15 protein-coding genes are annotated in these 24,150 nt (G+C 73.8%); 8 read left to right on the forward strand and 7 right to left on the reverse strand.

Annotated features, from left to right (window positions below):
* The first annotated feature begins 76 nt into the window (after window positions 1-76).
* Both wecB and AC559T_RS22445 read left to right on the forward strand, forming a co-directional pair.
* Complete coding sequence (gene wecB / locus AC559T_RS22440; protein ID WP_498870003.1) at window positions 77-1,339, forward strand: non-hydrolyzing UDP-N-acetylglucosamine 2-epimerase; 1,263 nt, start codon at window positions 77-79, stop codon at window positions 1,337-1,339.
* The gene (locus AC559T_RS22445) at window positions 1,336-3,207 is read left to right on the forward strand and encodes a DUF2334 domain-containing protein (protein ID WP_498870004.1); all 1,872 of its coding nucleotides are present in this window, start codon (window positions 1,336-1,338) and stop codon (window positions 3,205-3,207) included. Before wecB ends, AC559T_RS22445 begins: the two co-directional genes overlap by 4 nt.
* Window positions 3,208-3,347: 140 nt before the next feature.
* Here the strand turns inward: AC559T_RS22445 and AC559T_RS22450 are convergent, their stop codons facing one another.
* Window positions 3,348-3,992, reverse strand: coding sequence for an RlpA-like double-psi beta-barrel domain-containing protein (locus AC559T_RS22450; protein ID WP_235014477.1), 645 nt, complete (start codon window positions 3,990-3,992; stop codon window positions 3,348-3,350).
* A gap of 141 nt (window positions 3,993-4,133) precedes the next feature.
* A complete protein-coding gene (locus tag AC559T_RS22455) occupies window positions 4,134-5,588 on the reverse strand; it encodes a sensor domain-containing phosphodiesterase (RefSeq protein ID WP_498870005.1) in 1,455 nt (484 codons plus the stop codon).
* 118 nt (window positions 5,589-5,706) lie between these two features.
* On the opposite strand from AC559T_RS22455, the gene AC559T_RS22460 reads away from it, so the two are divergent.
* On the forward strand, window positions 5,707-9,522 hold the full coding sequence (locus AC559T_RS22460; RefSeq protein WP_498870006.1) for an ABC transporter ATP-binding protein: 3,816 nt from the start codon (window positions 5,707-5,709) through the stop codon (window positions 9,520-9,522).
* A 91-nt stretch (window positions 9,523-9,613) separates the two neighbouring features.
* On the opposite strand, the gene AC559T_RS22465 is transcribed toward AC559T_RS22460, so the two are convergent.
* The 4 genes from AC559T_RS22465 to rlmB form a co-directional block, all read right to left on the reverse strand.
* Window positions 9,614-10,522, reverse strand: a complete 909-nt coding sequence (locus AC559T_RS22465) for a hypothetical protein (protein WP_498870007.1) — start codon at window positions 10,520-10,522, stop codon at window positions 9,614-9,616.
* A gap of 7 nt (window positions 10,523-10,529) precedes the next feature.
* The gene (locus AC559T_RS22470; RefSeq protein ID WP_498870008.1) at window positions 10,530-11,675 is read right to left on the reverse strand and encodes a serine/threonine protein kinase; all 1,146 of its coding nucleotides are present in this window, start codon (window positions 11,673-11,675) and stop codon (window positions 10,530-10,532) included.
* A 220-nt stretch (window positions 11,676-11,895) separates the two neighbouring features.
* Window positions 11,896-12,942, reverse strand: coding sequence for a CE1 family esterase (locus tag AC559T_RS22475; RefSeq protein WP_368955321.1), 1,047 nt, complete (start codon window positions 12,940-12,942; stop codon window positions 11,896-11,898).
* Between the two features lie 96 nt (window positions 12,943-13,038).
* Entirely contained in the window at window positions 13,039-14,199 is a 1,161-nt protein-coding gene (gene rlmB, locus AC559T_RS22480; protein WP_498870009.1) for a 23S rRNA (guanosine(2251)-2'-O)-methyltransferase RlmB, read from the reverse strand.
* A 491-nt stretch (window positions 14,200-14,690) separates the two neighbouring features.
* Between rlmB and AC559T_RS22485 the strand changes: the two genes are divergently transcribed.
* The 5 genes from AC559T_RS22485 (at window position 14,691) to AC559T_RS22505 (ending at window position 22,338) form a co-directional block, all read left to right on the forward strand.
* The gene (locus tag AC559T_RS22485; protein ID WP_498870010.1) at window positions 14,691-16,343 is read left to right on the forward strand and encodes a hypothetical protein; all 1,653 of its coding nucleotides are present in this window, start codon (window positions 14,691-14,693) and stop codon (window positions 16,341-16,343) included.
* Window positions 16,340-17,638, forward strand: coding sequence for a protein kinase domain-containing protein (locus AC559T_RS22490; RefSeq protein WP_498870011.1), 1,299 nt, complete (start codon window positions 16,340-16,342; stop codon window positions 17,636-17,638). Before AC559T_RS22485 ends, AC559T_RS22490 begins: the two co-directional genes overlap by 4 nt.
* Window positions 17,639-17,761: 123 nt before the next feature.
* Window positions 17,762-19,297 (forward strand): PP2C family protein-serine/threonine phosphatase, encoded by a 1,536-nt coding sequence (locus AC559T_RS22495; RefSeq protein ID WP_071065800.1) that lies wholly within the window; start codon window positions 17,762-17,764, stop codon window positions 19,295-19,297.
* 106 nt (window positions 19,298-19,403) lie between these two features.
* The gene (locus AC559T_RS22500) at window positions 19,404-20,690 is read left to right on the forward strand and encodes a vWA domain-containing protein (RefSeq protein ID WP_071065799.1); all 1,287 of its coding nucleotides are present in this window, start codon (window positions 19,404-19,406) and stop codon (window positions 20,688-20,690) included.
* A gap of 4 nt (window positions 20,691-20,694) precedes the next feature.
* A complete protein-coding gene (locus tag AC559T_RS22505) occupies window positions 20,695-22,338 on the forward strand; it encodes a double zinc ribbon and FHA domain-containing protein (protein ID WP_498870012.1) in 1,644 nt (547 codons plus the stop codon).
* 229 nt (window positions 22,339-22,567) lie between these two features.
* On the opposite strand, the gene AC559T_RS22510 is transcribed toward AC559T_RS22505, so the two are convergent.
* Window positions 22,568-24,124, reverse strand: coding sequence for a cysteine--tRNA ligase (locus AC559T_RS22510; RefSeq protein WP_498870013.1), 1,557 nt, complete (start codon window positions 24,122-24,124; stop codon window positions 22,568-22,570).
* Window positions 24,125-24,150 lie beyond the last annotated feature (26 nt).

Consider the following 24,150-nt stretch of genomic DNA (forward strand, 5'->3'; position numbering starts at 1 on the left):
GCGGCCCCCGAGCACCCGCCTCTCGGCGCGGTGGAGTTCAGCCGTTCACAAACGATCAAGAATGGGAGGATTCGACATGACCGACAGCTCTGACGGTCGCACGGTGCTGCTCGTGTACGGCACCAGACCCGAGGCGATCAAGATGGCTCCGGTGGTCCATGAACTTGGACGGACCGGCCCGCTGCGGCCGGTCGTGGCCGTCACCGGCCAGCACCGGTCCATGCTCGACCAGGTCAACGACCTCTTCGGCATAGTTCCCGACTACGACCTCGGGATCCTCCGGGACCGGCAGTCGCTGGCCGGGGTGACCACCCGCTCGCTCGGCGGCCTGGAGTCGGTGATGGCCGAGGTGCGCCCGGACGTCGTGGTCGTCCAGGGCGACACGACGACGGCGTTCACCGGTGCCCTCGCCGCGTTCTACCAGGGCCTGCCCGTCGTCCACATGGAAGCCGGGCTGCGCACCGAGGACCCGGCCTCGCCGTTCCCGGAGGAGATCAACCGCCGGCTCACCTCGCAGCTCGCCGACCTGCACCTGACGCCCACGCCGTCGGCCCGGGCGAACCTGCTGGCGGAGGGCATCCGGCCGGAGTCCGTGCTGGTCACCGGCAACACCGTCATCGACGCGCTGCTGCACGTCACGGCGGCACCGCCCCCGCCGGACCGGCTGCTCGCCGAGGTCCGCCAGCGCTCGGGCGACGGCCGGCGGCAGGTGCTGCTCGTCACCGCGCACCGGCGCGAGTCGTGGGGGGAGCCGCTCGCGCGGATCGGCGCGGCGCTCGCCCGGCTGGCCGAGCAGCGGCCCGAGCTGCTGATCGTGCTGCCCGTGCACCGCAACCCGGTGGTGCGGGAGACGGTCCTGCCGCCGGTGGAGGGGTTCCCCAACATCCTCGTCGCCGATCCCGTCGACTACGCCGCCTTCGCGCACCTGATGAAGGCTGCGACGGTCGTCCTGACGGACAGCGGCGGTATCCAGGAGGAGGCGCCCAGCCTGGGCAAGCCGGTCCTGGTGCTGCGGGACAACACCGAGCGGCCCGAGGGGGTGCAGGCCGGCACCGCCTGCCTGGTCGGCACCGAGTCGAACCGGATCGTCGCGGCCGTCGACCGGCTCCTCGACGATCCCGTCGCCTACGCGGCGATGGCGGAGGCGATCAACCCCTACGGCGACGGGCAGGCGGCGCGCCGCACCGTCGCCGCGATCGCGCACCGCTTCAGCGACGGGCCCGCCCCGGACTCCTTCGTCCCGCGCCCGCGCACGATCACCATTCCCGTCCAGCCGGCCGCCCCGGGGCAGGAGCTGACCGGCTCCGCCGCCGGCCGACGAGAGGAGTCCGGAACATGACCCCGCCGCTCAGGTGGCTCCCGCGCCGGCACACGAGCCGTCCCGACGGCACCGGCCGGGGTGTCCGCCGGGGCATCAGACGCGGTGGCCGCGCGGCGACGACCGCCGGGCTGCTCGCGGTCGTGCTCGGTGCCGGCGCCGGTGCCGGTGCCGCGGCACCCGTGGCCGCGGCACCGGACGCGCCCAGACACCCGCCGCGGCACGCCCGCGCGGCCACCCCGCAGGTGCTGCCCGCCGAGGGGCGCTTCGCCTCACCGCCGGCTCCACCGGCGCCGCCGCGCACCCCGCCGCCGCGGCGGGCCGCGCGGCCCGTCCCGGGCACGAACCAGCGCCCGCCCGCGTCACCGGACGGCGCCACCGGGCCCGGGGCCGCGCCGGCGCCGTCCGGCCAGGCGACCGGGACGGGCACCCTGATCCTGTACGACACCACCGGCGCGTGGGGGTGGCTGGGCGAGCAGTACGCCATGCAGGCGGCCAACCTGGCCTCCCGGTTCGGCACCTGGCAGGCCCGTCCGGTCAGCTCGTACACCGCGGGCCAGATGTCCGCGTACGCCGCGGTGGTGTACGTCGGGTCGACCTACGACGAGCAGGTCCCGACGGCCTTCCTCACCGACGTGCTGGCGGGCAGCCGGCCCGTGGTGTGGATGTACAACAACATCTGGCAGCTCACGTCGCAGGCGCCGACCTTCCCGACGACGTACGGGTGGAACTGGTCCGGCTTCGACACGTCGGCGATCGGGACCGTCAGCTACAAAGGGACCGACCTGACCCGGTACGCGGCGAACGCCGCCGGGATCATGAACTACGCCTCCGTGGACACCACCAGGGCCACGGTGCTCGCCGAGGCGGTGCGCGGTGACGGCACCCGCTTCCCCTGGGCGCTGCGGTCCGGGAACCTGACCTACATCGGCGAGATCCCGTTCGCCTACGCCGACATGACCGACCGCTACCTCGCGGTGGCCGACATGCTCTTCGACGTCCTCGCGCCGCAGACCGCCGCCCGGCACCGCGGGCTCGTCCGCGTCGAAGACGTCGGGCCGGACGCCGACCCCGCGGAGCTGCACGCGATCGCCGACTACCTGTCCTCCGCGCAGGTAACGTTCTCGGTCGCCGTCTACCCGCGGTATGTGGACGCGAACGGCACGTACAACAACGGCGTACCGCAGGACTACACCCTCGCGTCCAGACCGGCGGTGGTCAGCGCGCTGAAGTACATGACCCAGCGCGGCGGCACACTGATCATGCACGGCTGGACACACCAGTTCTCGAACGTCGCCAACCCGTACTCGGGCGCGAGCGCGGACGACTTCGAGTTCTTCCGGGCGCATGTCGACGCCCAGGACTACGTGGTCTACGACGGACCCGTGCCCGGCGACAGCCAGACGTGGGCGACCGACCGGATGAACGGCTCGGCCGCCGCGTTCACCGCCGCCGGGCTGCCGGTGCCGACGACCTTCGAGTTCCCGCACTACGCCGCGTCCGCCCCCGACTACGCCGCGGCCCGGGCGAAGTTCCCGCGCCGCTACGACCGCGGGCTCTACTTCCGCAACCAGCTCGCCGGCGGCGCGGTGGACCACACGAAGTACGGCGGCCAGTTCTTCCCGTACCCGGTGACGGACGTCCACGGGTCCTTCGTCATTCCGGAGAACATCGGGAACATCGAGCCCGAGCCGTTCAACAACCACCCGGCGCGGCTGCCTGCGGAGCTGATCGACGCGGCCCGGCGCAATCTGGTCGTCCGGGACGGTTTCGCCAGCATGTTCTACCACCCGTATCTGGGCGTTGACTACCTGCGCCAGACCGTGGAGGGCGTGCGCGCCCTCGGATACACCTTCGTCGCGGCCGGCTCCGTCGTCGCGGGCGGGTAGATCTGACGGGCGTGGGAGTCCACCTGGGCTCCCACGCCCGTCGCTTTCACGGATCTGTTTCCGGCTTTCCCCGGACCCGCGTTTTCGCCCCGTGGTGCGCCTGTTCCCGTGGATTTCGTTCGCACGGTTCTCCCGGAGTGCTACCGCGAGGCCCGGCCGGTGATGGCGACGCGTGCGCCGAGGCCGGTCAGGTAAAGCGGGCTGCGGTCGGTGAATCCGGCGACGTCCTCCTCGCCGATGTAGAGATCGAGGTGGCGCTGCCCGCCAAGCCCCGGCGTGAACTCGTCCCGGACCTCCCACGTCCCGCGCCGCAGCGCCGCGCAGGCGTTCGGGTCGATCTCGGAGCCGTCCTCCTCGTGCCCGCAGTCCTCGACCACGAAGGTCGTGCCGGCCGGCAGGGTGGAGGAGTCGGCCGCGGCGCTGCGGAACGGGACCAGCGCCCGCCCGGCGGTGTCGACCGGGACATCGTCGATCCAGAAGCCGGAATCGTACGACCAGTTCAGCGCCGAGCCCCGCCGCGGGCCGCTGGTGATCCGCCCCGTTCCCTCCTCGCGCACCACCTGGACGAATCCGGCCGGGAACGTCCCGAGGAAATCGTTACCAAAGACGCAGTCAAGCTGGGGGCAGCCCCGCACCGTCAGAGGTGGGCCGTCATGGAAACGCTCCACGGCCGTGTAGTAGACGGTGATCTCCCAGTCGCCTTCGGGCCCGCTCGGGGGCTGGCCACCCGCCGACGGCGCACAGGCGCCCATTCCGATCAGCAGGGTTCCGGCGATTCCGGACATGGCGGAAACCGCCGCACGCCGATTCAGCCACCGGACCTTGTTCACGATGCCCACGACACGACACTGTCCCGGTTTCCCCAACGGCGGGCAACGATCTCTATCGAAAAAAGCTCCGGGCCACCGCGGAAGACCACACTGTATTTACGCCGGGGCCGGATTCAGGACGCGCACGCGGACACCAGCGGCCCGTGACTCGCCGGGACGTACCGGGACGCACCGGCCGTGCGCGGGCAGCGGCAACGGCCCCGGCGGGCCCAGGAACTCGCCCTGCCCCTGGTCCACACCGGCGGCGGTCAGCACGCGCAGCTCGTCCGCCCTCTGGATGCCCTCCGCCACGAGACACGCCCCGATCTGCCGGGAGAAGTGCACGAGCGCCTCGACGAGCGCGCGCCGCGCCGCGTCGGCACCGACGTCCGTCGTCAGCCAGCGGTTCATCTTCACGACGTCCGGCAGGATCTGCACCAGCCGGCGCAGGCTCGCGTAGGCGACGCCGACGTTGTCCACCGCGATCCGCACCCCCATGTCCCGCAGCTCGTAGAGGCGGGCGAGCGTGCCGGGCAGGTCGTGGATGCCGTCCCGTTCGGTGATCTCGACGATCAGCTGGTCGGCCGCCGTGACCGCTAGCAGCTCCCCGAGGCGGCCGGACGCGATGGTCGCCGGGGACGCGTTCACCGCGAGCGACAGCCCGCGCGGGAACCTGGGCAGCTCCGCGACCGCGGCCCGGATCGCCGCCAGCTCCAGATCGATTCCCATCCCGACCGACGCGGCGTGCGCGAACCAGCGGTCCGGCGGAAGATCACCGAAGTACGGGCCGGCGGCGCTGCGGTCGTCGGCCTCCTCACCGGCCGCCCCGCCAGCCTGGTCACCGGTCTCCTCACCGAGGTCCCCGGCCGGCTCCCCCGGCGGCGCGGGGAAGGTGGGGAAGCGGGCCAGCGCCTCGGCGCCCACGAGGCCGTGCGTCGGCAGGTCGAACACCGGCTGGAAGACCATCACCGGCCCGCCGCGGGCGATGACCCGCGCGATCACGCTCCGGATGTGGTCGTCGTCCGCCCCGCCGCGGTGCAGGGCGGACACCGCGTCCGCCACGACGTCGGCGAGCAGGCCCAGGAAGCGGGCCTCGCGGTCACCCAGGCCCGGGTCCGGCTCGGTGCTCAGCGCGCACAGCATGCCGTAGAACTCGCCGCTGTCGAGGTACACAGGCGCGCCCACGTACGAGCCGATGCCCAGCTCGCGGGTGACGGCCAGGGCGGCGGTGCGCTGATCCGCCCGGGCGTCGGGAATGACGGCGGGCAGCCGCCCGTCCAGCACCCGGGCACAGTAGGTCGCCTCCTGCTCGACATGCCTGCCGACCAGGCGCTCGACCAGCTCACCCTCCCCGGAGATCAGGTCGATGACCTGTTCGTCCCCGGTGAACCGCGACAGCCAGGCGACGTCCGTCCCGAGGTGGCGGCGGGCCAGGTCCAACACCCGGGCCACCTCGTCGGTGCGCTCGCGCACCCGCCCGCCGACGCGACGGTCCCGGCCACGCCGGCCGTCACGGCCGTCACGGCCGGCAGGTGGGTCCTGCGACCCAGCCCTGCTAGCGAAAACACTCACCAGTCCACCTCCACGGGTGTGTCCCAGGCGTCCAGCCCGGCCCGTGTGGACGCCCGCGGCGGTAGGCTTTCGCGCCATCGCCGGACTTCCGTCACCCCGTACCGTTTCCCACGGCCCGGTGTCCCGCGACCCGATGTCCCGCAGCACGGTGTCCCGCGGCGCGGTCGCGGGCGGGAAGGCCGGCTGGCTCCGCCGGCTGACGCGTCAGTGCTGGCGGCACCGCGCGGCGCTGATCACCACCTGGGTCTGTGCGGTGACCGGGATGACCATCAACGCGCTCACCCCGCTGCTACCCAGAGTGATCATCGATGATGTGATCATCGCGCGGTCCCGGCCGATGCTGCCCTGGGCCGGGCTGATGCTGCTGGCCGGGATCGCCGCCTACCTCCTCCTCATGGTGCGCCGGCGCTGCGGAGCCCGCATGACGCAGGAGGTCACGCACGACCTGCGGACAGCGATGTTCACCTCGCTCACCCGCCTGGACGGCGCCGGCCAGGACTCCCTGGAGATCGGCCAGGTGATCGGCCGCAACACCTCGGATCTGACCCGGGTCCAGAACCTGCTCACCCGTACCCCCACGGCACTCGGCGGCCTTGTGGCGCTGGCCGTCTCGCTCGGGGCGATGGTGGTCCTCTCCCCGCGGCTCACCGCCGTCGCGCTGGTGACCCTGCCGGTGCTCGGCGCGCTCTCCCTGACCAGTCGCGTGACGCTGTTCCCCGCCTCCTGGTACGCGCAGCAGCAGGAGGCGGCGGTCGCCGGGGTGGTGGCGGCGACGGTGTTCGGCGTGCGGGTCGTCAAGGGCTTCGGGCAGGAGGAACGCGAGCTGAACCGGCTGGAGGCGGTGGCCGCCAGGCTGTTCGCCCACCAGCTGCGCGTGGTGCGCATCGACAGCCGCTTCGCGCCGTCGATCCGGGCCGTGCCGTCGCTGGGGCAGATCGCGATGCTCGCCTTCGGCGGCGCGCTCGCCGTGCACGGCCAGCTCTCGCTCGGCACCTTCATCGCGTTCGCCACCTACCTGACCAGGATCAACCAGCCGATCCGCAACCTGGTCGCGCTGGTGACCCTGGCCCAGCAGGCGCGGGCCAGCGCCGAGCGGATCTTCGAGGTCATCGACACCGGCCCCACCGTCGTCCAGCGCCCGGACGCGGCCGACCTCGACGTCGCCGAGAACAGCGACGTCGCCGAAGACCCCGCGGACGGGCCGGCGAAGGTGCGGCCTGCCCAGGCCCGGCCGGTGCCGGGTGCCGCGGCCGTCGAGTTCGACGACGTCTCGTTCGGTTACCAGGACGGCCGGCCGGTCCTGGACGGCTTCCGGCTGGCGGTGGCGCCCGGCGAGACGGTCGCGCTCGTCGGCCGCTCCGGCTCCGGCAAGTCCACCGTCGCGGCGCTGCTCAGCCGCTTCTACGACCCGTCCGCGGGCGTCGTGCGGGTGTACGGGCACGACGTGCGCGATCTGACGCTGACGAGCCTGCGCGGGCTGATCGGCGTCGTCGGCGACGACGGCCTGCTGTTCTCGACCAGCCTGTGGGAGAACATCGCCTACGGGTGCCGGGACGCCCCGACCGCGACGGTGCTCGCGGCGGCGCGCGCGTCGCGGGTCGACGAGTTCGCCACCGACCTGCCCGAGGGCTACCGGACCAGGGTCGGCGAACGCGGCCTGACGCTCTCCGGGGGCCAGCGCCAGCGCGTCGCGATCGCCCGGGCGATCGTCGCCGACACTCCCGTCCTCGTGCTGGACGACGCGACGTCCGCGATCGACGCGGAGGTCGAGGCGGAGATCCACCGGGAGCTGCGGACGGTCACCTCGACCCGGACGACACTGCTGATCGCCCACCGCCGGGCGACGCTGCGCCTGGCCGACCGGATCGGGGTCGTCGAGCAGGGCCGGATCCTCGACATCGGCACCCACGACGAGCTGATCGCGCGCTGCGCCGCCTACCGCGACCTGATCACCCCGGACGACCCGGCCGACCAGGACGATCCGGCCGACCAGGGCGATCCGGGTGACTTCGCGGCCCCGCGGCCCCGCGAGCCCACGGAAGCGACCACACCCACCGAGACCCCGGTGCCGGACATCCAGGCCGCCGCCGTTCCCGAACTGGAAGGACTGCCGGCGGCGCTGCGGCGCCGGGTGCTGGCGCTGCCGCCCGCCCTGGACACCCCGGACCTGGACCAGGAGGTCGTCCGCGCCCGCGACCCCCGCTTCGGGCTCGCCGCCATCGGCCGGCTGCTGTGGGCCTCGCTCACCATCGCCTGGCTGCTGCTCGTCATCGACAGCCTCACCACGCTGGCGCTGCCCATCCTGATCCGGCACGGCATCGACGAGGGCGTGACGGCCCGCTCGCTGCCGGTGGTACTCGGCACCGCCGGGGTCGGCGTCGCCGTCATCGCCGTCTTGTGGAGCGCGCACACCGCCCAGATCCGGGTGGTCGGCCGTCTCGGCGCACGGGTCGGCTACCTGCTGCGGGTGAAGCTGTTCGCGCACCTGCAACGCCTCGGCCTCGACTTCTACGAACGCGAGGCCAGTGGACGGGTGATGACCCGCCTCACCTCGGACGTCGACCAGATCGCCGACTTCATGCGGAGCGACGCCGCGTCATCCGCCGTCTCCGTTCTGACGGCGCTGGGCATCGCGATCGCCCTGGTCGTCATCGACCCCGGCCTCGCACTGGCCGTGTTCGCGCTGGTCCCGCCACTCGTCATCGGCACGGTGTTCTTCCGCGGACGGGCCGCGCGGGCGCACGCCGACGCCCGCGAGAGCCTGGCCGAGCTCACCGCCGAGCTACAGGAGAACGTCACCGCGATACGGGTCGTCCAGGCGTTCCGCCGCGAGCCCGACACCCTCGACCGTTACCGCGACCGCAGCGCCACCTACCGCGACCAGCGGTTACGCGCCGTCCGGTACCTCGCCTACTACTTCCCCTACATCCAGTTGCTGTCGACGGCGGCGAGCGTGGCGGTGCTGCTCGTCGGCTCCGGGCGGGTACACGCCGGGACGCTGACCATCGGCGCGCTCGCCGCCTACCTGCTCTACATCGAGCTGTTCTTCGCGCCGATCCAGGATCTCGCCGAGGTGTTCGACGAGTACCAGGCGGTCATGGTGGCGCTGGGGCACGCCCGGGAGCTGATGGCCGTCCAACCCGTGCCGGCGGACACCCCGCACGCGCGGCCGGTCGAGCGGCTGCGCGGCGAGATCAGCCTCACCGGCGCCGGCTTCACCTACCCGGGCTCCGCCACGGCCGCGCTGCGGGAGGTGAACGTCACCATCCCCGCCGGCCAGACGGTGGCGCTGGTGGGCCGGACGGGCTCGGGCAAGTCGACCCTCACCAAGATCATAGCTCGCTACTACGACCTCACCGAGGGCACGCTGCGCGTCGACGGCGTCGACGTCCGCGGGTACGCGTTGGCCGACTACCGGCGGCGGCTGGGCCCGGTGCCCCAGGAGGCCCACCTGTTCGCGGGCACGGTCCGCGACGCGATCGCCTATGGACGTCCCGACGCACCGGACGAGCAGGTCAGAGCGGCCGCGCGCACCGCGGGGGCCGAGGAGATGATCGCCGGGCTGCCCGGCGGCTACGGCTACCGGGTGCGCGACCAGGGCCGCAACCTCTCCGCCGGCCAGCGCCAGCTCCTCGCCCTCGCCCGCGCCCACCTCGTCGGGCCGGACATTCTCCTGCTCGACGAGGCCACAGCGGCCCTCGACCTCGCCTCCGAGGCCGCGGTCGCCCGCGCCGCGGCCGAGGTCGGGCGCTCGCGCACCACGGTGGTGGTCGCGCACCGGCTGACCACCGCCGCGCGCGCCGACCGCGTGCTGGTGCTGGACGGCGGCCGTCTCGTCGAGGACGGCACGCACGGCGCGCTGATGGCGGCCGGCGGCCACTACGCCCGCCTGTGGGCGGCCTACGCGCACGAGCACCGCCTGGACGTCTCGTAGGAGGCCGGGCCCCGTCCCGGGACTGTGAGCACCGCGCCGCCCTGCCGCCACCACCCTTCCGAGGAGAAGAGCCAGGACCCTCCCCGATGTGCTAGACCCGCGTCGACTCAGGGGGAGCCGACGGGTAACCGAGCGCCCGCGCGCCTTCTGGACCGTCAGGGATGCCCTGGTACCACAGCCGGCAGATCTGCGCCCACTGGCGGCGTTCCGCGCCGAATGACGTCGCTCTGGTCCAGCCGACCGCGTCGATCACAAGACCGCGGTGCAGGTCGAACGCCGATCTCACGAGCTCGGCGTACGGCGCCGCGCTTCTGAGCAGGCCCCGATGCGCGGCCCAGCTCACGGCGGACCCGAGCGCCAGGCAGAGCAGCGGCGCGTGCCACGGCAGGGTCAGCGCCGCGACGGCCGTGCCGCTGACCGTGAAGAGCAACGCGAGGGTCAGCGACGCGACCGCGCCGTCGACGCGTGTCTTGGACACGGCCAGCTCGGTCCTGAAGTCAGGCGGCAGCACCGCGTACAGGCGTGGCCAGACGACCGCCGAATCAATGCGGTATCGCTGGAAGGCGTGGGTCTCCGAGCTTCGCATCATGTTACCGAGAGCGGACGGCATTACCCACTGGGCCAGGGGCGGGTAACGCGAGTACCGAAGCGGCGATCCTGCGAGCAGCCTGTCGAATATCCGGAGGTGACGGGTCCGTTGGCGCTCCCCGATTACACGCAACGGCCCACGCAGGGCGTAACCCTGGTACATCCGCAGCAGGCCGTGTATCTGGCCGGCCAGAGCCATCGCCCCGGTGACCAACGCGGCGACGGTGACGGTGACGAGCGCGGTCTTCTCCGTACCGGAACGGGCGTACCACCAGGTCGCGGTGTCCGTCCAGCCGATCGCGGAGATGACGAGGAACCCGTTGGCCGCAAGGAAAACGAGCACCTGCAGGAGAGCGCTGCGGACGAACCGCGGGTCCAGCAGGGTCGCGATCTGGTCGAATAACGAAGTCATTGCCGTCCTAGTCCCAGCTCACCGCAAGAACATGACCGGAGACGCAGTAGGTGATCGTCTCGACGAAGATGGTGACATGGTTGACCACACCGCAGACCGCGCAGGTCAGGGCCGTCGACACCGCCTCGGCCAGCGGGTCGCCGACCAGACGTCCGTCCACTGCCGGCGCGGTGAACACCGGACCCGGGACCTGGGTTCCGGTCCACTCGCCCGCGGGAGCGCCTTGAACCGGGACGGACCACTCCGAAGGCGAAGGGATTCTGCGCCCGGATAGATCACTCGTCCATGAATCGCCCAGTTCCGGGACGATGCCGGAGGTCGGGGAAACCCTGAGGCCCGACGTGGGGGGAGCCGGTTCCACATGGTGATGTACATGCTCCAGCAACAGGGCAAGTACGGTGGAAATGTCAGGGCGGCGAGCGGGCTCGGCCGCCAGCGTCCGGCCGACCAGGACCCTGAGGTCGTCCGGGAGACTGGCCGGCGTATTCTCCGGTGCCGGGTCCTCGAATGTGTAGTCGCCCGTCGCCGCGAAGACGACAACCGCTCCCCAGCCGAAGACATCGACCGCCTTTGAAACCGTTCCCGACGCCGCACGCTCGGGAGCCATGAATCCCCGGGTTCCCGAACGAAATCCCTCAATGATTCCCGCCGGGGGAATGATCTGGGCCGTCCCGAAGTCGACGAGCTTCGGACCGACTCTCGACATTATGATGTTCGAGGGCGTGACGTCGAGGTGAGCGAAGCCGGCTGCATGGACCGATTCGAGCGCCATGGCCAAAACAGTCGCGACCTGTGCGACGTCCGCCGTCGGGAGCGCCCCGGATTCGGCCACCAGCTCACGCAGAGTGCGACCCGGGATGTACTCGTAGGCGATCCACCACCGGCCCGGGCCCAGCTCCGCGTCCAGTACCACCGCTGTACAGGTCGTCGGGACGCGGCGCGCGATCACGAGCTCGCTCTCGAAGTTCGACCGGAGCATCACCGGGTCGTCCGAATCATTCTTGAGGACCTTCACCGCGGCTCGCTGACCGTCCGGCCGCTGTCCAAGAAAGACGACGGAGGACCCGCCCTCACCGAGCCTGCCGAGAAGCAAATACGGCCCGATCCTCGTGGGATCAGACGGCAGCAGTTCCAGTTCCGGGGTCGCGGTCATCGGCTTCCCGCCCCCAAACGGCCAGCTCATCTATGCCGCCGACCCGGCGTGGCACCGGCACCACGAAAGTGTAGCGATCTGCGCTGCTCTCCCACCAGCCTGCCTTGCCACTCCCCGCTTCCCCTGCCACCGCGGCAGACATTCCCATCGAGACATGACGAAGCGGATCTCGAGGGTGCCGGCGAACGGCCACACCTGGTGGACCCACCCTGATGCGGCGCTAGCTGTGGGAGGCGAGGAACTCCCAGATGACCCGGGTCGCGTCGGGGGCGTCCGGAGCGTCGTCGGCGCGTGGGCGGATCTTCGTTCCACCCGGCCAGGCGTGCCCGCCCCCGCCGACGCTGTAGAGGACGACGTCGGCGCCCCGGGCGCATCCTGAGTAGGTCGTGCGGATCACGGTGCCGTCCGGGACGGCCGACGGCTCCGGCACCCAGGGCCCTCCGGGCCCGACGGTTCCGCCCGGGACGGGGCCGCCGGGCCCGTCGACCCCCTCGGCCTCGGGCGTTGCTCCGCACGCGTTGTGCTCGGCCCAGAACTGGATGGCGTAGGCGACGGACTGGTCCACCCGGTCGTTCTCGGTGCCGACCCCGCGCCCCGTGGACCGCCCGCCCGCGTAGGGGACGTTGTCATCGGCGGTGCCGTGGATGGCCAGTACAGCCACGGGCCGCGTGGGCTGGCAGCCGTCCACGTTCATGGCCCCGGCCACCGGGGCGATGATCGCGACCCGCGCCGAGAGCTCGCAGCCGATCCGGTAGCTCATCATGGCTCCGTTGGAGAGCCCGGTGACACCGACCCGATCCAGGTCGACGGGATACCGCTCGGCGAGGTCGTCGAGCAGCGCGCCGATGAAGGCCACGTCGTCGATGTCGTTGTCACGGGCGAATCCACAGCAGTTGCCGGCGTTCCAGGTGAGCAGGCGACCACCCGCGCGGGCCGTTCCGTCGGGGTAGACGGCGAGGAAGCCGGCCTCGTCGGCGAGCTCGCTGAACCCGGTCTGCCGCTCGGTGAGCTCCCCGTTGCCTCCGCCCCCGTGCAGGACGATCATCACCGGCAGGTCGACGCCCCCCGCCGCCGGGACGTGCGCACGGTAGGAGCGCTCACGCCCGTCCACGGTCAGGGAGCGCACGACGGTGCCGGCCGCCGCGGCCCCCGCTGCCGACGGGGCCGCCGGGCTGCCCGGGATCACCGGCCCGCCGCGCTGGCAGCCGCCGGCCAGCAGCACGGCAACGAGGCCGAACCCGACAACCGCGAACGATCTGACGCGCATGTCACCTCCCGGACCCCAACCGGCCGGCACGGCCGCCGGCCGCCGACTGGGCGGACGGTAGCCGGCCGAGATCTGAGGGAGGTGTGAATCCGCGGGTCAGACGGCGGCGGCCACCCGGCGGCGGCGGGCGATCTCGGAGAGGGCGATGCCGGCCGCGACCCCGGCGTTCAGGGACTCGACCTGGCCCGCCATCGGGATGCGCACCCGCAGGTCGCAGCACTCGCCGACAAGCCGGGACAGGCCCTTGCCCTCCGAGCCGATCACCAGCACCAGCGGGTCGGTGGCCACCTGCAGCTCGTCCAGGGAGACCTCGCCGTCCGCCGCGAGGCCCACGACGAACAGGCCCGACTCGGCGAACGAGCGCAGGGTTCGGGTGAGGTTCACCGCGCGCGCGACCGGCAGCCGCGCGGCGGCACCCGCGGACGTCTTCCACGCGGCGGCCGTCACCCCGGCGGCGCGCCGCTCCGGCACGACGACGCCGCTCGCGCCGAACGCCGCCGCCGAGCGGACGACCGCGCCGAGGTTACGCGGATCGGTGACCCCGTCGAGGGCGACGACCAGCCCGGGCGCCGCGGCCCGCGCGGCGGCGAGCACGTCGTCGGGGTGGGCGTACTCGAACGGCGGGACGGACAGCGCGAGGCCCTGGTGGGGCGCGGTGCCGCACAGGCGGTCGAGCTCGAACCGGCCGATGTCGACCACGGCCAGCCCGGCCCGGCCGGCGAGGCGCCGGGCGTCGGCGATCCGCTCGTCGAAGTCCAGGCCGCCGGCGATGTACAGGGTGGTGGCGGGCACGCCGGCCCGCAGGGCCTCGACGACCGCGTTGCGCCCGACCACGAGCTCGTCGGTCTCGACCCGCCGCGAGCCGTACGCCCCGGGCGCCCCCACCCCGCCGTGACCGCCATGCGCCCCGTTACCGCCGTGACCGCTGTGACCACCTGAGCGCCCGGCACCGGCGGCGCCGGCCGATCCGCCGGTGCCCCGCTCGGCCCGGGGGCGGTCGCGCTCGTCGGCCGCCTGGCCGCCCGGGCGCTTCGCGGCCGCCCGCGTGCCGGCGGCGCTCACGGCCGCGCGCCGCTGCGCCGGATGGCCTGGACGCATCTCGGCCGGCGGCGTCGCGCCCTTGCCCTGCAGCGCCTTGCGGCGCTGGCCGCCGCTGCCGACCGCCGCGCCCTTGCGGTGGGAGCCAGCCTTCGCGGCCCGGCCTCCCTGACCGCCGCGGGCGATTCCTCGGCCGCCTCGACCCTGGCCACCGGCCATAACAGTCCACCTCGTCACTAGCCCGTCGGGTCGTGAACCCGCCCGGCGAGCCCACGATCGTCCGACCGGGTCAGCTGGCCGTCGGCGGCCACGCCGCGACGCCGGTCGTCCATCAACGGTATCCGTAATGGGCACATCACACGGCGGGCGCCGCCGCCAGGCGAAGACGGCAGACGAAGACGGCAGGGCACCGGCCGACGAGCAGACGAGAAGTCCGGCCACGGAGCAGGCGACCGAACGGGCCACAGCGACGACCACAGACCGCACCAGTTCAGCGAGACGGTCCGCGAGCCGGCTGCAGGCTACCTATCCTCGGTAGCAGGGACGTCCCCCGGCCGCGGGGCCCCGTCCACATTCGGGGCCGGCCGCTCCGGCGGTGCCGTCGGGCGGGCCACACCGCCCGGTGGAGGTGGCCGCGCGTATGGACAGGAGGCGCATGTACAGCGGGCGGATGAACAGCGTCTCCCGGCCCGGTCGCGGGCGGTGAGCCGGTGCCCTCTCCCGGCACAGACGATCTCGACGCCGCCCTGCGGGCGCTCGAGGAGACCGTCGCGGCCCAGGCGGGCGTCCTACTCGACCTGGAGAACAGCCCCGAACGTGCGCTGCTCGACCCGGCGCCGCTGAGTGGCGTCACCCGGGCCGAGGCACTCGCCGTGATCGCCGTCCTGGCGGACGTCTGGCGGGCCTACGCGGCCCTGCGCGACGTCACCGAAGCCGCGCGGAGCCTGCGCGGCCGGCGCTCCCGGGTGGACGCGAGGACCCTGACGGAGCTCACCGCGCTGCTGTACGGCCCCTCGGTGCCGGACATCCTCCCGCAGACGAAGATCCTTCCGGCGCCGGAGATCGGCCCGGTGGCACAGATCCGCCGGGTGGCACAGATCCGCCCGATCGCGGAGATCGGCCCGGAGCGGGTGCGTCCGGAACAGGTGCGTTCCGGGCAGGTGCACCCGGCCGAGCTGGCACGCCGGGTGGACGCGGCCGTCGCCGCGGTGCGGGGGCGGATGCGGCTGATCCTCGGCGTGCGCAACGCGCTGCTGGCCGAGATCGCCGCCGGCAGCCGGGCCGTCGCCGAGACGAGCGTGCTCGCGGCCCGGCTCGGTCTCGCGCCCGGTGACGCCGGGCTGGTCGCGGCCCGGCGACTGCTGGCGGAGCTCTCCGCCGCGGCGCGCTCCGATCCCCTGGGGGTCCCTCCGGGGCTGCGCGCCCGTACCGAGGCCGCGGTCGCCGCGGCCACGCGCTCGACTGGTGATCTCGCCCGACGCCATGACAGTCTCGACGCCGACCTGGCCGCGGCGGGCGCGCTGCTCGCCGAGATCACCCGACTGGACGACACCGCCCGCCGCGACGTCGGGCTCGCTACCGGCCGCATCCGCGGGCTGGGGCCGCTGTACCGCCTGGCGGACAACTGGCGGGACGACCAACAGCATGGCCTGGCGCCCTGGCTCATCCGGCTGCGCGCGCAGGCGGCCGCGGGCCGTTGGAAGGAGTCGAGCCGGGGGCTGGCCCGCTGGCTGGAGGTGGCCGAGGCGACCCACCTCGCAGCCCAGCGGATCGCCGGCGCGAACGGCGCCGCGCTGCGCCGGCGGGAGGAGCTGCGCGGCCTGCTCGGCGCCTGGGAGGCCAAGGCGGCCCGGCTGGGCCTCACCGCGGATCCGAGACTGCTCCCGCTCGCCCGCGCCGCCCGCCGCGAGCTGTACTCGGCGCCGACCGATGTCGAGCGCGCCGCCGGCCTCGTCAACGACTTCGGCGCCGCCCTCGCCGCCCGGGACGGCTCGCCCGCGCGACCGGCACCGCCGCGGCGACCCGCGCAGCGGGACCGATCCGGTACGCGCACCCACCCGATCCCGCCCCCGCAGACCACTCCGCACCCGCGACCGGCACCGGCCGCCTCGACCACGCGGCCCATCCAGGCCACGCCCTCCGCTCCGCCCGCGCCTCCCGCTGAGCTTGCGCGCCTCGCCCAGCCCACGCCTCCTGGTCAGTCCCCGTCCCCCGTTCAGTCCGCGCCCTCCGCACGGCCCAGGCATCCCACCCAGCCCACGTGGCCGGCACGGCGCACCCGGGCCAGGCGGCCCGCGGGGAGCGCCGGGGGCGGGAAGCCGGCCGGGATCGGGAGCTCCACCCGTCCCGAGGCGGTGACGTGACCCGCGGGCATTCGGTTCGCGGGCGCGACCGGGGCACACCGCGTGAGCCGGCCGCACGCTGCCCCGTCTGCGCCGGGCCGATCGGCTGCGGGCGGCTCGGGCTGCCCGCCCGGGACCGCGGCTTCTGCCCGCGCTGCCGGACCCCCTACTCCTTCGCGCCCCCGCTGCGCGCCGGGGACGTCGCCGGCGGCTACGAGATCGTCGAGTGCCTGGCCGAAGGCGGCCCCGGGCCCGCCGGTTGGGTCTTCTCAGCGGTCGACCTGCGCGGCGTGGCGGGCGCCGCCGAGACCACCGGCACGGGCGACCCGACAGGCCCAGGTGGCCCAGGCTCCGGCGGTGGCGTCCCGGGGCGGCTGGTGGTGCTCAAGAGCGTGCGCCGCGGTGGGATGCGCCCGCCCGCGCGGCTGGGCCTGCGCCCGGGCCGCCGGCTGCCGCCCGACCCGCCGCTGCGACATCCGGCGATCGTCGAGACGCTGGGCGAGGTCCGCCACGACGGCGTCGTCTACGCGGTGATGGAGCTGGTGAGCGGCCCGTCCCTGGCGGATCTGCTCCGGTCCCGGCGGGCGGCGCGCGGCGGGGCGCCGGCGCCGCTACCCGTTCCGGAGGCGGTCGCCGGGGTGCGTCGGCTGCTGTCCGCGCTGGAGTACGTCCACGACCGCGGGTACGTCTTCTGCGACCTGGCACCGGGAAACGTGGTGTGGGGCGGCGACCGGGTGACGCTTATCGATCTTCAGGCGATCCGTGAACCCGGGCGGCGCGGCGGCACCTTCCATGTGACGGCCGGTTTCGACGCCCCCGAGCTGACGGTGAGCCCCCCGTCGGTGGGTTCCGACCTCTACGCTCTCGGCAGGCTGTTGGCAACCGCGGTACTCGACTTCCCGAACAGAGCGTCAACCTACCGATACACCCTTCCCGCCCAGGAGGTCGACCAGGTGCTGGCTCGGCACGAACCGCTGCGCCGGTTCCTCCTTCGTGCCACCGCCGCCGATCCGGCGGACCGGTTCGCCAGAGCCGCCGACATGGCCCGCGAGCTCGCCGGAATCGCGGTGGACGGCGCCGCCGCGCCGGCCGTGGAAGCCGCCGCGGAGGCGAGAAACAGAGCGCCCACTAGGGAAAAGGTGGGAGAGGTGGCAGAGGTTACGGAGAGCGCCCGTGGCGAGGGCGTACTGGAGACAGAGCTCCGGCCGATCCCAGGAGCACGGGCGAGCGCTGGCACCGAAGGGGGCACCGAGATCACGGGCGTCGACGCATCTGGCGGATCATGCCACTATTCATTTCGGCGTACTTGGATTTGAGCAGGTCGACGTGATATATCCGGTCCCCACAGGACGGGCAGGAGGCACTCACCACATGGCTCCGCGCACACCGCCCAGACTCGCTGTCCCCGGCGGGCCGGTCCAGCGGCCGGTGGCCTGACTGTGGACCTCAACCCCCGGCACGGGCAGGGCTACCCCGGGCACGGCTATCCCCCCGAACGCCCGGACTCGCCGCACCCGAATGCCGGCTACGCCGAGAGCTCCACCCACCCCGGCGGATACCCAGGTGACGATCTTCCGACCGAGAGCTACCGGGCGGAGGACTTCCGAGCCGATGATCAGCCTACCGAGAGCTACACGCCGGACCAGTTCTCCGGGTCCGCCTACCCGGAGAACGGCTACGCCGACAACGGCTATGCGGAGAACGCCTATCCGGACGGCGCCTATCCCGGCGCCGGCTACCCGGCGGGCACGGGTGGCTACCGGGACGGCGACTATCACCACGAGTACCCCGAATCCGCGTACTCCGAACCCGGCTACCAGGGTGAGACGTACCCGGACGGCACCTATTCGGGCAGCGGATTCAACGAGGACGGATACGCGGAGGACACCGATCCGGCCACGATGCTCCTGGGCCAGCGCGCCGCCCCGGGCGAGGCGGACGACGACGCGCACGACGAGGTGATGCGCTGCCCGGTGTGCGCGGCGCCCAACTACCAGGACGCCCGGTACTGCGAGGCCTGCGGTTTCGCCCTGACCGGCGTCCCGGTGGCCGGCGGCGACGAGGACCACCGCGAGATCGACCTCGGCCCGCTCGCCGGCGTGTGTGACCGCGGCGTGCGGCACACCACCAACGAGGACTCGATGGGCGTGGCGATCGTCCACGGCACGCTGATCGCAGTGGTCTGCGACGGGGTCTCGACGACCCCGGGCTCCGGGGAGGCGTCCGCCGCCGCCGCGGCGACCGCGACGGCCATCCTCGCCGACGCGGTACGCGCCCACGGGCCCGGCGAGGCCGTCCCGTACGACGAGCGGCCGGCGAGCCGGGCGAACGACGTCCTCGACGTTCTGGAGGAGTACTCCGAGTACGACGAGCCGCGCACCGCTCCGCGGCGGATCTCCGGTGGTTTCGGCCCGGACGAGGCCGACATCGCCCTGCAGCGGGCCGTGGAGGCCGCCCAGGCCACGATCGCCCAGCTCAGCGCGGCGGAGGGCCGGATGGCGCCGTCCTGCACCTTCGCGGCGGCGATCATCACGCCGCCGTCGGTGGACGGCCCCGGCATGGTGACCGTCGGCTGGGTCGGCGACAGCCGCGTCTACCTGCTCGGCCCGCGCTGGTGCGAGCGGCTCACCGCGGACGACACCTGGGCGGCCGAGGCGGCCCGGGCCGGGCTCATCCCGGCGTCGGAGGCGGAGACCCACCGGCGCGCGCACACACTGACGCGCTGGCTCGGCGGCGACGCCGAGGACGTCACCCCGCACACCGCCGCCTTCCCGATCGAGACCCCGGCCACCGTCCTCGTCTGCAGTGACGGCCTGTGGAACTACTCCTCGCGCCCGGACGTCCTCGCCGCGCTGGTGAACCAGCTCGAGCCGAGCGCGTCCGCGCTGGACGTCTCCCGCCACCTCATCGACTTCGCCATCGACCAGGGCGGGCACGACAACATCACCGTGGTCGCGGCGAGGGTGACGAGCTGACGATGCCGCCGCGCCCGCAGGCCGCCCGCCGTGTCCGCGGGCGGGGCCGCTCCAGATCCGGCTCCGGCTCCCGGCGGCGCTGCCGCGCCCGGGCCGCGGCGGGCGGATGAGCGCGTTCACGGCGAAGGTGTACCAGAACGAGTTCCTGCCGGTCGGTGGGACCCAGGTACACGCGGTGATCACGGTGACCTCGACGGGCGCCCCGGCCGCCCCCCCGATCGCGGGCCGGCCGACCGGGCGTCCGGAGCAGGCCATGGTCATCCTGCTCGACTGCTCCGGCTCGATGGCGAACCCGCCCGCGAAGGTCACCCAGGCCCGCCGCGCCGTCCGGGCGGCGCTCGACAGCCTGCCCGACGGGGCGTGGTTCGCGGTGGTGCGCGGCACCGGCTCCGCCGCGATGGCGTACCCGCGCTCGCCCGAGCTGGTTCCGGCGTCCGCGGCGACGCGGGCGGCGGCCTGCCACGCGGTGGACGCGCTCGAGCCGCACGGCGGCACCGCCATGGGCCGCTGGCTGCGGCTGGCGAACGACCTGCTGGCGACCCGGCCCGACGCCATCGGCCACGCGCTGCTGCTCACCGACGGGCAGAACGGCGAGATGGAATCCGAGCTGCTCGGCGCCGTCGACGCCTGCCAGGGCCGGTTCCAGTGCGACTGCCGAGGGGTGGGCACCGACTGGCGGGTGGAGGAGCTGCGGGCGATCGCCACCGGCCTGCTGGGGACGGTGGACGCCGTCCCCGAGCCCGCCGGCCTCGCGGCCGAGTTCGAGCGGATCGTGGCCACCGCCCTCGACCGGGCCACCGACCGGGTCTCGCTGCGGCTGTGGACGCCCACCGGTGCCTCGCTGGACTTCCTGCGCGAGGTCACCCCGGACCTGCGGGACCTCACCGGCTCCGGCCGGGCCGTCGACGACCACTGCACGGACTACCAGACCGGGGCCTGGGGGATCGAGTCCCGGGATTACCACCTGTGTGTCCGCCTACCGGCCCGCGAGGTCGGCACCGAGGTCCTGGCGGCCCGCGTAAGCCTCGTCGTCGACCACCAGCCGACGTCATCCGCGCTGGTACGCGCACTGTGGACGGATGACACGGCACTGGCCACCCGGGTCAACACGGAGGTTGCGCATTACACCGGTCAGGCCGAGCTGGCCAGGGTCCTGGCGGACGGGCTGGAGGCCCGTCAACAGGGAGACGACGTCACTGCCACACTGAGGCTTGGGCGGGGAGTACAGATCGCGCTCGCGTCGGGCAACGAAGCAACCTACCGCCTCCTACAGAAGGTGGTTCACATCGACGATCCCACAACGGGTACGGTTCGTCTGAAGAAAAACGTCGAGAAGATGGACGAGATGGTCCTCGACTCGAGGTCAACCAGGACTGTCCGGGTGAACAGGTGATCAGGTGAGCGCACGCTGCCCGGAGGGGCACCTGTCGCACGATCCCGACTACTGCGATCAGTGCGGGCTGCGGATCGTGGGTGGTCAGGAGCGATACGGCTACCGTCAGGACGACGCCGCGCGCGGCGCCGCGTACAGCGCGGGCGCGCCGACGGGGCGTCCGGCGGACCCGTACGGGCGTCGGACGCCGGAACGGGACCCCTCGGTGCCCCCGGGGCCTTCGGGCCCCGCCGGAGCACCGGGAGGCTATGACCCGCTCGGCATCCGGCGCGCCCCGGCCGACGCGCCAGGCGTGGCGGATCCGCCGCGTGGCGCCGGCCGCGGCGGCGACCCCTACGGGGGCTACGGCCGCGAGGGATACGCCGAGGAGCCGCGCTCCGGACGGTCGTACCCGGCGGCGGACCCGTACAACCGCGACGGGTACGGGCGCCCCGCCGACGAGCGGGCCCGGCCTGACGAGCGGGCCCGGCCCGACGAGCGGGCCCGGCCCGACGAGCGGGCCCGGCCCGACGAGCGGGCCCGGCCCGACGGCCGCGGCGAACGGCCGCGGGATGGGCTCGACCCCTACGGCCGTGAGCGCGACGACCGCGGCGGTGCCGGCGGCTTCGGCGGCCGCGACGACCGCACCCCGCCCGGGTACGGGCGGGACGACCGCGGCGGTGCCGGCGGCTTCGGCGGCGGGCGTGGCGAGCCGGATCCCGCCGGCTACCCTCGCGCCCGCGACGACCGCGGCGGGTACGGCGCGCCCGACGGGCGGGGCGGCTACGGCCCCGGCGAGCCGGGCCGGCCGGCGCCCGAGGCCGACGACCGGCGCGGCTACCGTGACGACGGCTACGGCCCGAACGGCGGCGGCTACGGTGCGGACCCGCTCGGCGTGTCGGCCGCCGGCGCGACCCCGGTACCGGCCCCGGCCGGCACCCGCGACCGCTACGCCCCCGCCCCCTGCCCGAACTGCCGCTCGCTGAACGAGCCGTCCGCGCGGTTCTGCGAGACCTGCGGGCTCGACTTCAGCACCGGCCAGCTGCCCGCTCCGGCGGGCGCGGTGCCCGTCGACGACGCGGGCGTGACCTCCCGGCAGACCGGGTCACGGCGCGGCGCCGAGGCCCGCCACTCCACCGACCCGCGGATGGCCGACCCGCGCCGCGCCGACCCGAGGCTCGACGATCCCCGGCTCGGCGACCCGCGCGCGGCCGATCCCCGGATGGGCGGCGACCCGCGAACCGGCTCCCGTGGCCGCGAGTGGGACGATGCCGGTCCCGGTGGCACGTGGGAGGCCGTCATCGAGGCGGAACGCGAGTACTACGACAGCGGTGACGACCACCGCGTGCCGTTCCCCGCGTTCTACCCGCGCCGCGTCTTCGTCCTGACCGAGTCGCAGATGCTGATCGGCCGGCGCAGCGAGTCGCGCGGCATCCACCCCGAGATCGACCTCTCGGGAGCACCGGAGGACCCGGGCATCTCCCGGGCGCACGCGACCCTGGAGCGGATGCCCGACGGCACGTACGCCGTGCGTGACCCCGGCTCGACGAACGGAACCCGCCTCAACGACGAGCCGGACCCGATCGAGCCCGGCCGTCCGATCCCCCTGCGCGACGGCGACCGCGTCTACGTGGGTGCCTGGACGAGGATCACCGTCCGCGCGCAGTAAGCCCCACCTGGCGGGGCCGCCCGGCTTGGACACCGGGCGCCCCCGCCAGCCCCACCGGCTTCTCGCGGGGCCCTCGCTGGCTCCTCGTCGGGGCCTCCGCCGGGCTACCCCGCTGAAGCGTGGTGCGCCAGCAGCACATGGACTGGCTCAGGCGACTCGCCTCGACGACGGGCCACGCGGATGGCCGGCCGGCCCGGATCTCGCCCCAGGCGGGCCGGCGGCCCGTTGCCTACGTGAGGTGCCAGCGCTGCCCTTCGGGCGTGTCCTCGATGACCACACCGGCCGCCGCGAGCCGGGAGCGGATGGAGTCGGCCTCGCTGTAGTCCCGCCGGGCCCTGGCCGCCGAGCGCAGGTCCAGCAGGACGTCCATGACGCCGTCGAGCGCGGGGCGCAGCTCGGCGCCCGCCGTCGGCCACTGCTCGACCGGGTCGAGCCCGAGGACGGTCAGCATCCGGCGGGCGACGTCCACCCAGCCGGCCAGCTCGCGGCTGTGGGTCTTCGACAGCACCTGGTTGCCCCGGCCGACCACGCCGAACAGGGCGGCCAGCGCGCGGCCGACACCGAGGTCGTCGTCCAGCGCCGCGGCGAACTCGGCCCAGGCCCCGTCCGCGTCCGCAGCCTCGGTGCCCGCCACGCGATCGGCCTCGGCGGCAAGCGCCGCGGCCTCCGCCGGCCCGCCCAGGATGTCCAGGGCGTTGCGGACGAACGTCTCGATCCGGTCGTGCGCCGCCGCGGACTCGTCCAGGGTCTGCTCGCTGTACTCCAGCGAGGAGCGGTAGTGCGCGGAGAGCAGGTGGTAGCGCAGCACCTGGGGGCGTACCGCGGCCAGCGCGTCGGTCACGAAGAACGAGTTCCCCAGCGACTTCGACATCTTGGTGCCGCCGGTGGTGAGCAGGCCCACGTGCATCCAGTAGCGCGCCATCTCGCCCGCCACGCCGGCACCCCTACCAGCCACGCCCGCACCCGCCGCGCGGGCGCCAGCCGGCACGGCGCCGCCGGAAACGGCACCTCGGGACGCCGCGCTCGCGGTCGCGGCTTCCGCGACCGCGAGCTCCGCCGCACACACGGACTGCGCCCGCTCGTTCTCGTGATGCGGGAACACCAGGTCGAGCCCGCCGCCGTGGATGTCGAACAGATCGCCGAGGTACTTGCCCGCCATCGCGGAGCACTCGAGGTGCCAGCCCGGCCGGCCGGGGCCCCAGGGAGAGGACCAGGACGGCTCACCGGGCTTCACGGCCTTCCACAGGGCGAAGTCCCTGGGGTCGGCCTTGCCCGGCTCGGACTCCGGGGACGGGTGCATCGCGGCGGGCCGCTGGTGGGAGAGCGCGCCGTAATCAGCGAACGCGCCGACGCGAAACCACACCGAGCCCGCGCCGGGATAGGCGAACCCACGCTCGACCAGGACGGCGATCATCTCGAGCATCTCGGGGATGTGCCCGGTGGCTCGTGGGGAGATCGTCGGGGGCAGGATCCCGACGGCCCGGTAGGCATCCTCGAACGCCCGGGTCTGCCGGGTGGCGAGCTCCCACACGCTCGTCCCCGCCCGCTCGGCGTTGACGATGATCTTGTCGTCGATGTCGGTGACGTTCTGGACGAACGTCACCGACAGGCCGCTCTGCGTCAGCCAGCGCCGCAGCAGGTCGAACGCGAGGGCGGTACGGATGTGGCCCACATGCGGCGGAGACTGGACGGTGGGCCCACACACGTACACGCCCACATGACCGGGGCGCTGCGGCACAAACGGCCGCACGCGCCGGGTGCGCGTGTCATAGAGGTGAAGACCCATCTGTCAAGGGTACGGCCCCGCCGCGG

It is taken from the genome of Frankia sp. Hr75.2, from assembly GCF_949319125.1.
Classification (GTDB): Bacteria; Actinomycetota; Actinomycetes; order Frankiales; family Frankiaceae; genus Parafrankia; species Parafrankia soli.